The sequence below is a fragment of the Paraburkholderia sp. SSBN10T genome (assembly GCF_056619545.1).
Map to the genome: position 1 here is coordinate 1 of NZ_JBWQQI010000041.1, position 12,523 is coordinate 12,523.

11 protein-coding genes are annotated in these 12,523 nt (G+C 62.9%); 6 read left to right on the top strand and 5 right to left on the bottom strand.

Annotation, left to right across the window (positions count from 1 at the left end):
* The 4 genes from AC1ECK_RS35900 to AC1ECK_RS35915 all read left to right on the top strand — a co-directional run.
* Positions 1-1,565, top strand: a 1,565-nt coding sequence (locus AC1ECK_RS35900; RefSeq protein WP_480327915.1) for an amylo-alpha-1,6-glucosidase, incomplete at its 5' end; no start/stop codon positions are given.
* A gap of 81 nt (positions 1,566-1,646) precedes the next feature.
* A complete protein-coding gene (locus tag AC1ECK_RS35905; protein ID WP_480327917.1) occupies positions 1,647-4,370 on the top strand; it encodes an MGH1-like glycoside hydrolase domain-containing protein in 2,724 nt (907 codons plus the stop codon).
* 49 nt (positions 4,371-4,419) lie between these two features.
* Entirely contained in the window at positions 4,420-6,018 is a 1,599-nt protein-coding gene (zwf, locus tag AC1ECK_RS35910; protein WP_480327919.1) for a glucose-6-phosphate dehydrogenase, read from the top strand.
* Positions 6,019-6,249: 231 nt separating this feature from the next.
* Entirely contained in the window at positions 6,250-7,014 is a 765-nt protein-coding gene (locus AC1ECK_RS35915; RefSeq protein ID WP_480327921.1) for an ROK family protein, read from the top strand.
* Positions 7,015-7,072: 58 nt separating this feature from the next.
* On the opposite strand, the gene AC1ECK_RS35920 is transcribed toward AC1ECK_RS35915, so the two are convergent.
* From AC1ECK_RS35920 to AC1ECK_RS35930, 3 genes are all read right to left on the bottom strand, one after another.
* Entirely contained in the window at positions 7,073-8,068 is a 996-nt protein-coding gene (locus AC1ECK_RS35920; protein WP_480327923.1) for an aldo/keto reductase, read from the bottom strand.
* A gap of 263 nt (positions 8,069-8,331) precedes the next feature.
* Entirely contained in the window at positions 8,332-8,673 is a 342-nt protein-coding gene (locus AC1ECK_RS35925; protein WP_480327925.1) for a HigA family addiction module antitoxin, read from the bottom strand.
* Positions 8,674-8,690: 17 nt separating this feature from the next.
* Positions 8,691-9,302 (bottom strand): hypothetical protein, encoded by a 612-nt coding sequence (locus tag AC1ECK_RS35930; RefSeq protein WP_480327927.1) that lies wholly within the window; start codon positions 9,300-9,302, stop codon positions 8,691-8,693.
* On the opposite strand from AC1ECK_RS35930, the gene AC1ECK_RS35935 reads away from it, so the two are divergent.
* Positions 9,301-9,918: a TetR/AcrR family transcriptional regulator gene (locus AC1ECK_RS35935; RefSeq protein ID WP_480327929.1), complete on the top strand. Its 618-nt coding sequence runs from the start codon at positions 9,301-9,303 to the stop codon at positions 9,916-9,918. The genes AC1ECK_RS35930 and AC1ECK_RS35935 overlap by 2 nt on opposite strands.
* A gap of 412 nt (positions 9,919-10,330) precedes the next feature.
* Positions 10,331-10,981, top strand: a complete 651-nt coding sequence (locus AC1ECK_RS35940) for a ProQ/FinO family protein (RefSeq protein ID WP_480327931.1) — start codon at positions 10,331-10,333, stop codon at positions 10,979-10,981.
* A 24-nt stretch (positions 10,982-11,005) separates the two neighbouring features.
* Here AC1ECK_RS35940 and AC1ECK_RS35945 read toward each other — a convergent pair whose 3' ends face one another.
* Both AC1ECK_RS35945 and AC1ECK_RS35950 read right to left on the bottom strand, forming a co-directional pair.
* Positions 11,006-11,470, bottom strand: coding sequence for a GNAT family N-acetyltransferase (locus AC1ECK_RS35945; protein ID WP_480327933.1), 465 nt, complete (start codon positions 11,468-11,470; stop codon positions 11,006-11,008).
* On the bottom strand, positions 11,470-12,480 hold the full coding sequence (locus AC1ECK_RS35950) for a CPBP family intramembrane glutamic endopeptidase (RefSeq protein ID WP_480327935.1): 1,011 nt from the start codon (positions 12,478-12,480) through the stop codon (positions 11,470-11,472). Before AC1ECK_RS35950 ends, AC1ECK_RS35945 begins: the two co-directional genes overlap by 1 nt.
* Between the last annotated feature and the right edge of the window lie 43 nt (positions 12,481-12,523).

Below are 12,523 nucleotides of genomic sequence, written 5' to 3' on the forward strand. Positions count from 1 at the left end.
CCCCCCCCCCCCCCCCCCCCCCCCCCCCCCCCCCCCCCCCCCGCTACACGTTGAACGTGCGGCCACTCTTATCGGGCCGCGACTACCATGCGCTGCACCATGAAAATGCGGCGTTCAACTTCAATGCGGATGTGGATGATACTTGTGGCCGTGTGAGCTGGCAGCCATACGGCGATCTGCCGGTCATCCACGCATCGTCCAACGGCACATATGTCCATGCGCCCGACTGGTATCGAAACTTCTGCTACGTGCGCGAGCGCGAACGTGGCCTCGATTTCAGCGAAGATCTGGCGACGCCCGGCGTGTTCAGCTTCTCGCTCGGCAACGAAGAAGCGTTGCTGATCCTGCAGGCCGGCCCGCGGCCGCAAGCCACGCCTGCGGTCGAACGCTTCAAGGCGCTGGCCGACGCCGAATATGCGCGGCGCAGCGGGTTCCCCTCGCGCCTGCACCGCTCGGCCGATGCCTATCTGGTGGCACGGGACGGCGGCCGCACCGTGGTCGCCGGATTTCCCTGGTTCACCGATTGGGGGCGCGATACCTTCATCGCGATGCGTGGTCTGTTGCTGGCTTCCGGCCGTCACGAAGCCGCGGAGTCGATCCTGCTCGAATGGGCCAATACGCTTTCCGAAGGGATGCTGCCGAACCGCTTTCCCGACTATGGCGGCACGCCGGAATACAACGCCGTCGATGCGTCGCTGTGGTTCGTTGTTGCGGTGCACGACTATCTCGCCGCAGAGCAGGCATGCGACGCCACGCGCAAGCGCTTGCAGCAGGCGGTCGAAGCGATTCTCACGGGGTATAGCCGCGGCACCCGCTTCGGCATCCGCGCCGCTGACGATGGTTTGCTAAGCGCCGGCGTACCGGGCGTGCAACTGACATGGATGGATGCGAAGATCGGCAACTGGGTCGTGACACCACGCATCGGCAAGCCTGTGGAAGTGCAGGCGTTGTGGATCAACGCGCTGCGCATTGCGTCGGCGTGGAATCCGCAGTGGCAGGCGCCGGCGGCGCGCGCCGCGCAGGCGTTCGCACAGCGCTTCACGGATCCGGCAAGCGGCGCACTGTTCGACAACGTCGATGTCGACCACGTGCCGGGTGCGCTCGACCGCTCGATCCGGCCCAACCAGATTTTCGCGGTGGGCGGCTTGCCGTTTCCGCTGCTCGAAGGTGCTGCTGCGCGAGCGGTGGTCGAACAGGTAGAAACGCATCTCTTGACGCCGCTCGGTTTGCGCACGCTGTCTCCGTCCGATCCTGCGTATCGTGGGCGTTACGCGGGCAGTCCAGCAGAGCGGGACGGTGCTTATCATCAAGGCACGGTGTGGCCGTGGCTGATGGGCCCGTTCGTCGAAGCATGGTTGCGCGTGCATCAGCCGGATGAAGGGGCGCGAGCCCAGGCGCGCACACGCTTTCTGGCACCGCTGATCGAGCATCTGGATCACGATGGCCTCGATCACGTTTGTGAAGTGGCTGACGGCGATGCACCGCATCAACCGGGTGGCACGCCGTTTCAGGCGTGGTCGCTGGGGGAATTGCTGCGGGTGAAGCGGATGCTGGCGAACGGGTAGGCCCGCGCGGACGCACCACCCATTCAAAAAGCGCTACGATGTGAGTCCCACCGCCAAGCTCGAAAAGCAAGGGACTGCCCCATGCCGCCGCTGCGTGCCGCCAATCTGCTCGCCACCGTCGAAGGCGCCCGCCTGCACTCCAGGGAATGCGCTCACTGGCAGCGCTGGGGCCCTTATCTGAGCGAGCGTCAGTGGGGCACGGTGCGCGAGGACTACAGCCCGGATGGCACTGCCTGGGACTACTTTCCGCACGACCATGCTCGTAGCCGCGCCTATCGCTGGGGCGAGGACGGCATTGCCGGTTTCGGTGACGACAAACTCAACTGGTGCGTCTGCCTTGCGCTCTGGAATCACCATGACGCGATCCTCAAGGAGCGTCTGTTCGGTCTCACCAATGCGCAGGGCAACCACGGCGAGGACGTCAAGGAACTGTATTTCTATCTTGACGGCACGCCCACCCATTCTTATATGCGGATGCTGTACAAGTACCCGCATGCCGCGTTTCCGTACAGCGATCTGGTGCAGGAAAACGCCCGGCGCGGCGCCGACATGCCCGAATACGAGGTGCTCGATACCGGCGTGTTCGACGATGGGCGCTATTTCGACGTCCAGATCGAATACGCCAAGCACACGCCCGACGACATCGTGATGCGCGTCACGGTGGAGAACCGGGCGGACCAGCCCGCTTCGCTCGACGTGCTGCCGCAGATCTGGGCGCGCAATACGTGGTCATGGAAGGGTACGGCAGACCGCGCGTCGCTTTCCAGGCAGACGGTGCGCGGCGAAACGCATCTGATCGGGCGTCAGCATGGGCATGACCCGATCGTGGTCACCGCGTGGTCGAAAGACTCGCCCTCGCTGAGCTGGCTTTTCTGCGAGAACGACACCAACGTCGAACGCCTCTTCGGCATGGATGGCGCGGGGCCGTTCAAGGACGGCATCAACGATTACCTCGTCAACGGCAGCGCGCAGGCGGTCCGAACCGACGCGGGCAGCAAGGCCGCCGCGCATGTGCCGCTCGAACTGGCGCCGCATGGCCGCGCCGTGGTCTATCTGCGCTGGCGCCCGGAATCCGCGCCTGACGACGTGCCGCTCGACGCCGACGCCCTGTTTGCCCGGCGCCTCGCCGAAGCCGATGCGTTCTATGCGGCGTTGCAGCACGACATGCACGACCCGGATGCGCGGCTCGTCCAACGTCAGGCGCTCGCCGGCATGCTGTGGTCGAAGCAGTACTACCAGTTCGACGTGCAGCGCTGGCTCGACGGCGATCCGGCGCAGCCCACGCCGCCCGCGAGCCGCAAGCGCGGCCGCAATGCCGACTGGCGTCATCTGTGCAACGCGGACATTGTCTCGATGCCCGACAAGTGGGAGTACCCGTGGTACGCGTCGTGGGACCTCGCGTTTCATGCGGCGGCATTCGCGCTGATCGATCCGGAGTTCGCCAAGCGCCAGTTGCTGTTGCTGGTCAAAGATCGCTATCAGCATCCCAACGGTCAGATACCGGCCTACGAGTGGGCGCTCGGCGACGCCAATCCGCCGGTGCATGCATGGGCCGCGTGGCGCGTCTATGAAATCGACCGGGCGCTCACCGGCAAAGGCGACCGCGATTTCCTCGAACTGGTGTTTCACAAGCTGCTGCTGAATTTTTCGTGGTGGGTGAACCGCAAGGACGCCGACGGCCACAACATATTCCAGGGCGGCTTTCTCGGGCTCGACAACGTCGGCATCTTCGACCGCTCGTCGCCGCTGCCGACCGGCGGCCACATCGACCAGGCCGACGGCACCGCATGGATGGCGGCCTACGCGCTCGATCTGATGCGCATCGCACTGGAGCTGGCGTTTGCCAATCACGTGTTCGTCGATATCGGCGTGAAATTCTTCGAGCACTTCCTGTACATCGCCGAGGCCGTCAGTTGCGACGATGGTTGCGATACCGGTCTGTGGGACAGCACGGACGAATTCTTCTATGACAAGCTGCGGTTGCCCGATGGCTCCAGCGAGCCGATGCGGTTGCGCTCGATCGTCGGCCTGATTCCGCTCTTTGCCGTGCATGTACTCGAAGAGCGGTTGCATGGCAGCTTGCCGTGCCTGCGCGAACGGCTGGTGTGGTTTCTCGAGCACCGCCCGGATCTTGCCAAGCTGGTCTCGCGCTGGAACGAACCGGGCAAGGGCAACAACCTGCTGCTTTCGCTGCTGCGCGGACACCGCATGAAGGCGCTGTTGCGTCGTGCCCTCGACGAGTCCGAATTTCTTTCCGATCACGGCATACGGGCGCTCTCGCGAGTGCACCGCGACGAGCCGTTCGTATTCAGGCACAACGGCGACAACTTTTGCGTCAAGTATTTGCCGGCCGAATCGGATTCGCGCGTGTTCGGCGGCAATTCGAACTGGCGCGGGCCGGTGTGGATGCCGGTCAACTATTTGCTGATCGAGTCGCTATACGAGTTTCACCGCTATTACGGCGACGATTTCCGCGTCGAGTTTCCGACCGGTTCCGGCCAGAAGTTCTCGCTGAGCGAAATTGCCGACCAGCTCGCGCGGCGTGCCACCACGCTGTTTCTCAAGGACAGCAACGGTGAGCGCCCGGTGATGGGCGCGTATCCGCTGCTGCAAGCCGACCCGCGTTCGCGCGATCTCGTGCTGTTCCACGAATACTTTCACGGTGACAACGGGCGTGGCGTTGGCGCTTCGCATCAGACCGGCTGGAGCGGACTCGTTGCGCTGTTGCTGCAGCCGCGTGTGACGGGCGAAGCGGGCAACGTCCCGGCGCCGCGCGAGGTTGAACCGGCGCTCGCGACCAAGTAGGCAGGCGTTACAGTCCGTTTCATTGGCTTCCTTCGATCAAGTGAATCCTATGTCGACTCCTTCCGCACCTGATTCAAGCACCACTTCCGCCGCTGTCGCCAGGCCGGCCGATGGCGCGCGAGCCGCCGCTCCAATTGTCCCGGCAGGCAAACACCCGGCGCCGCCGTGCACGCTGGTGATCTTCGGCGCCGGTGGCGATCTCACCAAACGCCTGCTGATGCCCGCGCTGTACAACCTGACGGTTGACGGCCTGCTCGACGAGAAGATGAAGATCATCGGCGTGAATCACGGTCAGGTCGAGACAAGCGCATGGCGCGACGACCTGTTTAAGGCTTTGCAGCAGTTTGCCGCCGACAAGGCCAGCACCTTCCATACCTCGAAGCTCGATGACAAGGCTTGGGACTCGCTTGCTCAGCGCCTCGAATATATGGCCGGCGAATTCGAAGGCGATGACACCTTTAGCAGCCTGAAGCAGAAGCTCGAAAACACCCCCGGCGGCAACGTGGTGTTTTATCTCGCGGTCAGTGCGCGGTTCTTCAGGCCGATCGTGGAGCGCCTCGGCAAAGCAGGCTTGCTCAAGGAGGGCGACGGCGACACGGGCTTTCGCCGCATTGTGATCGAGAAGCCGTTCGGTACCGACCTGGCGTCCGCACGCGATCTCAATGAACATATCCTCAGTTATGCGAAAGAAGAGCAGGTCTACCGGATCGACCACTTTCTCGGCAAGGAGACGGTACAAAGCATTCTCGCCGTGCGCTTTGCCAACGCATTGTTCGAACCGGTTTGGCGGCGCGAGTATATCGACTGCGTGCAGATCACCGCGGCGGAAACGATCGGCGTGGAGGGGCGCGGCAAGTTTTACGAGCAGACCGGCGCGTTTCGCGACATGGTGCCGAACCACCTGTTCCAGTTGCTCGGCATGGTGGCCATGGAACCGCCCAATTCCTTCGATGCCGAAGCAGTGCGCGACAAGAAGGCCGATATCTTCGACGCGATCCAGCCGTTGAAAGCGGACGACGTCGTATTCGGACAGTACGAAAAGGGACCGGCGGGGCAGGGTTATCGCGAGGAACCGGACGTGGCAACCGACAGCCAGACCGAAACCTATGCAGCCGCGCGGGTGTTCATCGAAAACTGGCGTTGGGCCGGCGTGCCGTTCTATCTGCGCACCGGCAAGCGGCTCGCGGCGCGCCGCACGGAGATCTCCGTACAACTGAAGACGGTGCCGTTCCGGCTGTTTCGCGATACGCCCGTGGATGCGCTGACGCCCAACGTGCTGACCTTGCGCATCGATCCGACGCACGGCACCAGTTTCGATTTCAACGTGAAGGCGCCGGGGCCTGTGATGCAGATGGGCGCCGTGCAGTCGTCCTTCAACTATGGCGATTTTTTCGAGGAGCAGCCGAACGTCGGCTATGAAACGCTGTTGTACGACTGCATGCTAGGCGACGAGACGCTGTTTCAGCGCGCCGACAGCATTGAGACGAGCTGGGCCGCGGCAGACAAGGTGCTGCATCCGGAGGGCGGTCCGCTGCCCGTGCACGGTTACCCGGCAGGCAGCGCGGGTCCAGCCGAGGCCGATGCATTGCTGGCGCGCAGCGGCCATACATGGCGTCCTTTGAGCAAGGACGCGGCCGCAAAGAAGTAACGCCCGACAACACACCACCAGGGGACCACCGTGGCGACACGTAAGACCAAAGTCAACGCTAGTATCAAGAATAGTGCGGCCGGTATTGCCAAAAGTCCGGCCAAAAGTCCGGCGAAGCGTGCCGTTAAACCGGCCACTAGCAGTGCGGCGAAGAGCGGCGCTGGAAGTGGCGCCAAGGGCAGTACTAAACGCGCCGCGAAACGTGGCGCCGGGCCCGCTGCGAAGCACGGTGTGGAGCACATTCTCGCTATCGATGTCGGCGGCACAGGCCTGAAGGCCGCCATCATCGACGCGCACGGCAAGATGCTCACCGATCGCCTGCGCGTGGCCACGCCGCATCCTTGCACGCCCGAACAACTGGTCGACACGCTCGTGCAACTGGTTCAGCCGCTCGTTGCAGAGTATCCACCGACGCGCATCTCGATCGGCTTTCCGGGCGTGGTGCGTAACAACCGTGTGCTGACCGCGCCGCACTTCGGCGACGAGGGCTGGCACGATATCCCGCTCGCCGAGTCGCTGGCGAACCGTTTGGGCGGTTTGCCGGTACGCATGATCAACGACGCCGAGGTGCAGGGCTTCGCCGTGATCGAAGGGCGCGGCATCGAGTTTGTGCTGACGCTCGGCACGGGCGCAGGCACGGCGCTGTTTCGCGACGGCGAGTTGATGCCGCATCTGGAGCTGGCCCATCATCCGGTCAGCAAGAACCGCGCTTACGACGAATACATCGGCGACGCGGCGCGCATGCAGGCAGGCAACAAGCGCTGGAATCGCCGCGTCGAGAAAGTGATCGGCATTCTCGCTTCGCTGGTGAACTACGACAAGCTGTGGATCGGCGGTGGCAACGCCGCGCGCCTGACCTTCAAGTTGCCGGAGAACGTGGCCGTTGTATCGAACGATGCGGGGATTGAAGGCGGCGCGAAACTCTGGCATCCGCGGTCGTTGCGCGAGACCCGGCAACTGCCGGAAGCGACCCAGCGCACCGGCGTGTTCGAATGAGGCAGGCGTGTGCGCAACACTCGTTGCGTACACGCCGCTTATAAGTCACACACGAGTTTTAACGCGCTGCGTCGCCCCAACGATACTCGTGCGTCGTATCGTCGAGTTGCGCCTTCAGTTCGGCGTCGAGCGTCAGGTCGATAGCGCTGAGCGTGTCCGTCAGTTGATCGGGGTTGCTTGCACCGAGGATCGCCGAGGTGATGAGCGGATTCGCCAGCACCCACGCGACCGAGGTTTTCGTCAGCGAGGCACCGGCCTGTTCGGCAATCCCGCGCAGTTTCTCGATGGTTTCGAATTCGCGCTGATGCCAGTAACGCTGCTGATATATTTCGCCGGCCTTGCCGACCGTTGCCGTGAAGCGGCCGGCCGCGGGCGGCGCGTCGTGCCGATGCTTGCCGGTCAGCAGGCCGCCGGCCAGCGGGTTGTACGGCATCACCGCGAGCTGTTCCTCGCCCGCCAGCGGCAGCAGCTCGCGCTCGATTTGCCGGAACAACAGGTTATAGCGCGGTTGCACGGAAACGAAACGGGCGACGCGGAGCACGTCCGCGCGTCCCAGGGCGCGGGCCAGCCGGTACGCCAGAAAATTCGAAACGCCCACATAGCGGGCCTTGCCCGAGCGTACGATCACGTCGAGCGCTTCGAGGGTTTCGTCGAGCGGCGTCTCCTGGTCGTCGGAATGCAACTGGTACAGATCGACGTAGTCGGTGCCGAGACGGCGCAATGAGGCGTCGATTGCATCGAGCAGATGCTTGCGCGAGGCGCCCTGGTCCCACGACGACGGTCCGACCTTGCCCACTGCCTTGGTCGCGACGATAAAGCGCTCGCGTTTGCCCTTCAGCCAGCGCCCGACGATTTCTTCGGTGCGTCCCGCGAGCTCTTCGCCGCCGCCTAGCGGATAGACGTCCGCCGTGTCGATGAAGTTGACGCCGGCTTCCGCCGCTTTGTCGAGGATGCGGTGTGAAACCGACTCTTCGGTTTGCAAGCCGAAAGTCATGGTGCCGAGACACAGACGTGAAACGCTCAGGCCAGTACGGCCGAATTTACGGTATTGCATGGTGGGCTCCGCGAGAGGGACAAGACTGCCAGGTGCGTGAAGCGAAAAGCATAGCGCTTCTTGCCGATTGGCGTCGGCGGGATGGCAAGCAGTGTGTCGCGGGCCGTGCGGAGGGCAGCGTGATGGGCGCGGCAGATTATTAAAGAGGAATGCGTAAAATACGCACCAGACAGCGCGAACCCTGAATCGCTCAAGGGTTCGATATGGTTTTCCAACGGGTGCTACGGGAACGCGGACCTTGCCGCTTATCGATGAGCCGGAGTCTAGAACAACGCCGGTTGTTGGGCGGACACCATTGGCACGACGTTGAGTTCGTCGAGCCGCAGGCGCGCCTTGGCGAGATCGTGAAGCACTTGCCTTTGCAACCAGGTCTCGGCGCCGCCGCCGAACGCCTTGTCGAGCCGCAGCGCCATCTCCGGGGAGATGCCTGCCTTGCCGCTCAACAGATTGGTTAAAGCCTGGCGACTGACGCCCAGAACCTGCGCCCCCTCGGTGACGGTCAGGTTGAACCGTTCGAGGCAGTTCTGGCGGACGGTAATGCCCGGGTGAATGAATTCTGAATCGACCATGCACAGGACAATATCGACGAATACAGCGCTCGTCAACTGACAAGCGCTGCTTGTCATAATGCGTGCTTGTCCCGCCACACCTTCCCGAAATGCACCGCCGACAGTAATCCGATCGCCAGCGCTCCGGCGAACGGCGCAATCAGTTCGGGCGTGAATTCGAGTGCAAACGGATGGCGCGCAAACAGGTAAAGCGCAACCAGCAGATTGAAGAATCCCCACAGAAAATTCACCAGCGCCGAGGAGTCGCCCACGCCACGCGGTTTGGCGAACGGGCTTGGAAACGGCATGCCCAGCAGGCCTGCGACGAGGTGGGGAATGCAGTTGAAGAGAAAAGCTCCGGCAAAGAAAGTGGCGACGTATTGCATGAAAGGACCTGGAGAAAGGGTGAAATTCCGCCTGACGCCGCGAGACATGCTTTCATGCCGCTGACAAAAACGGCAAGGCAAACAGTAGAAGGCGGCCGGCGCGTGCAGATATGAGAGGATATCCTCGCATAAGATACTAGAGAGCATCCTCGCATAAGTCAAACCTTGCGAACGTGGCGGATCGATCGGATCGGTGTGTCCGCTCGCGTGTGCCGTTGCAAAGCTTGGGTGTTCCTGACTTGCGGCGCTAACATGCGAGGCGATTCTCACGAAACACCCGTAGATGGAACGAACTGACATGTCAACGACACCCGCCACAGGCGCACACGAACCGAAGCGGCAGCGCGGGCACTTGCGCGTCGCCGCGATCATGGAAGCCAGCGTCGCTGTGTTCATCGAAAAGGGCTACGACGCGGCTACGATGACCGAGATTGCAGCTCGCTCCGGCACGGCCATCGGTTCGCTGTACCGGTTTTTCCCGTCCAAGGAAGTGCTTGCCGATGCGTTGCTCGTCAACTATGCGCAGCACGTGACAGACCGCTTCGCGGCGCTCGCGGCGCGGGCGCCGGCAATGACGCCCGACGTGCTGGCCGATGCGTTGGTGGATTTCATGGTGTCGCTGCAATCTCAGCGCAGTTTCGCGGTTGCGGTGCTCGATGCGCGCGGCGGCAGTGACGAGCGGCGCATCAAGTTTCGCCAGGCCATGCGTGATGGATTAGCGGGCGTTTTACGCACGGTCATTCCAACGATGGCCAAGGCTAAATCCGAAACCATGGCGTTTATTCTGCTGCATCTGCTCAAGGGCGTGTCCGCCGTCGCCGATGAAAAGCCCGCGGCACGCCGTTTGCTACAGGCGGAAATCAGGCACTTGGTCCGCGTCTATCTGCTTTCAGCGCAGGCGGATGCTGACGCATAGTGTTGGACAAGCGACAGAGACGATCGGACAGATTCGCGCAGCATCGTAAACCGGTGCCGATCGCGGGACTCACCGGCAGTGGGATGGCGAGGCGCGCGGCGTATGGCGATGCGCGGTGCGTGCGAATATCGCTTCCCGTTCGAACTGCTACAATCCACGCATTTTCCTCGTCGTAGACTGCATCATGGGCTTTGAACAACTCGCTGCACTGAGAGACCAGCTGGCGAAACAGGCTGAAGAGAAACGCGTAGCCAGGCAAGCGAAGCAAGCTAGGCCGGCTCGGCCAGCGAGGCAGGCCGACGCGGCGAAGCCGGCCAGCCAGGGCGACGCAGCGAAGCCTGCTAGGCAGGCCGATGCAACCAAACCTGCCAGGCACGCCGATACAGCGAAACCGGCCAAGCCGGGCCGCGGTGTGTCCACCGCAGCGCGACCCGCGCCTGCGCAGAAGTCGAAGCCAGTCGATCCGGTGGTGCTGTCTATCGGCAAGCTGCAAAAGCGATTCCCGAAGGCATTCCCCAAGAATCCGGCCCCGAAAGTGCCGTTGAAGGTCGGCATTTTCAAGGACCTGCTCGAGCACTCCGCAGAACTCGGCCTGGACGAAGCGGCTCTGCGCGAGGCTATCAAGGTGTGGTGCTGGGGTAGCCGCTACTGGGCTTGCGTTGTTGACAACGCGATGCGCGTAGACCTGAACGGTCAGGATGCCGGTCAAGTGCTGCCGGCGGAAGCGGCGCGCGCCCGTGGATTGCAGGCCAAGCGGCAAAAGACGAAGAATGCTGCGCAAGGCGGCGCTGCGCAACAGGGCGGTGCGGCTGCGCAAGAGGGAGCGGCACAGCAAGCACCTACGGCTGAGCAAGACAGTGCGGCAAAGCAAGCAGTCGCAGCGCATGAAGACAACGCTGTTCAAGCAAGCGCTGCGCAGCAGGAGCAAGCGGGGCCGCAAGACAACGCCGCTCAAGCAAGTGCCGCGGAGCAGGAGCAAGCAGGGCAGCAAGACAGCAGCGCTGAACAAAACGTCACTGCCCAGCAAGACAGCGCAGCCCAACAGGACCGCGCGGTTCAATAACCCTCTGCATCGTCAACGCTGCCGCTAGACGCCCTGACGGGCGTCTAGCGGCAGCGCCATCGGCGTACTCGTGCCGAATCTCCGCGCATCTTCCAGCTTCGCGAACCCCATCGACCTGTAAAACGCAACGGCATTCGGCGCCGCGTTCACCTGCAAATACGGTCGCTCGCCGCGTGGCGCGCACTGTTTGACGGCTGCCTCGATCAGGCTGCGACCCAGACCACGCCGATGGTAGTCAGGGTCTACAAACAGGCTGCACAGATTCCAGAAATTCTTCACCAGCACGACACCGACGATGCGCCCTTCATCGACGCATTTCAGGTGTGCACACTGATGCGCATGGTCGAATGCCCAGCGCATGTTGGCGAGCACATTGGCGATTACGGCAGCCATTTCCACCTCGTCAACCCGTACGCTCGTCCTGATGGTGTGCAGCATCATGAGTTCGAGGCTCGATGCATCGGAGGCCTGAACTTCTTCGATTTTCATCAGGTGGCTTTGGAGAAGAGGCGCGGTTCACGGTTGCCGTTGCGTGCCGGCCGCCAACCGCTGCCGCTGAATGGCGAGGTGGTCCGGCGTCCCCACCACAACCACATGACGATGCCCATCACGACCAGCAGAGCGAGGATCAGCAAGCTGCCCTCCGGACCGGTTTTGCCGCCGCTCAAGAGCACATTGCCGAGCGGGTGTGCGGTATAGAGGCGAGTGTCCAGCAACGTGCCGCTATCGGACGTGCCGTAGAAGTACGATTCCCCCCAGTCCCACGCCGCATGAAAGCCGATCGCCCAAAACAGCGAGCCGGTGTACCAGAGGCTCAGGCATAGCACGATGCCGAAGCCACCTGCGGAAATGAGTCCCACCGGGGTTTCGCCAGGATTGGAACCGTGCAGTCCGCCGAACAGGAGCGAGAGCAGCAGCGCGCCCCACCAGAAACCGACGCCGCGCGTCAGCGTGTATTGCAGATATCCGCGCAGCGCCGACTCTTCGCAGAGCGCCACGAGCAGAAAGGCGCCGCCCCACGCGATGCCGTGCGTCCAGAGCGTTGCGCCATGCGTCGAGGGCGGGTCGAGCGTCAGCAGATGCATCTGCAGGAAAATGAACACCACCAGGCTGATCGCACCGAACCCACATACGAGGCCGCCCGCGAAGCGCGCCCATGCGGCGGAGCCTTGCAGCCCGAACGACAGCAGCGGACGCCGCTCGATGGTCGACACCACGGCCAATGCGCCACTCAGACCGGCGAGCTGGACGCACTCGCCAAGGTAGGTGTGCGGGAGCGTCAGCAGGGTCGCGCTATGAGGAATGTGCCCGAAGAAAAAGGTCAACAGCTTCGAGATGCAGAAGACGATTGCCACTAACACCGCAATGAACACCACGATGCCCCAGCCGGCGCGCATTCCATTCGGGCCCACGAAGACCCAGCGCAATCGTCGTTTGCGCCGCGCTGCAGGTGTGTCGTTTTTGCTTTGTTCCGCAGACTGCGTGAGAGAGTCGTCCAAGAAAGCCTCCGTTCAAATGACGACAATGCAAGGGACTAGCTAC

Coding starts and splice junctions, on each gene's coding strand:
- AC1ECK_RS35905 (WP_480327917.1), top strand. CDS start 1,647: ATGCCGCCGCTGCGTGCCGCCAATCTGCTCGCCACCGTCGAAGGCGCC.
- AC1ECK_RS35920 (WP_480327923.1), bottom strand. CDS start 8,068: ATGCAATACCGTAAATTCGGCCGTACTGGCCTGAGCGTTTCACGTCTG.
- AC1ECK_RS35930 (WP_480327927.1), bottom strand. CDS start 9,302: ATGTCAGTTCGTTCCATCTACGGGTGTTTCGTGAGAATCGCCTCGCAT.
- AC1ECK_RS35945 (WP_480327933.1), bottom strand. CDS start 11,470: ATGAAAATCGAAGAAGTTCAGGCCTCCGATGCATCGAGCCTCGAACTC.
- AC1ECK_RS35935 (WP_480327929.1), top strand. CDS start 9,301: ATGTCAACGACACCCGCCACAGGCGCACACGAACCGAAGCGGCAGCGC.
- zwf (WP_480327919.1), top strand. CDS start 4,420: ATGTCGACTCCTTCCGCACCTGATTCAAGCACCACTTCCGCCGCTGTC.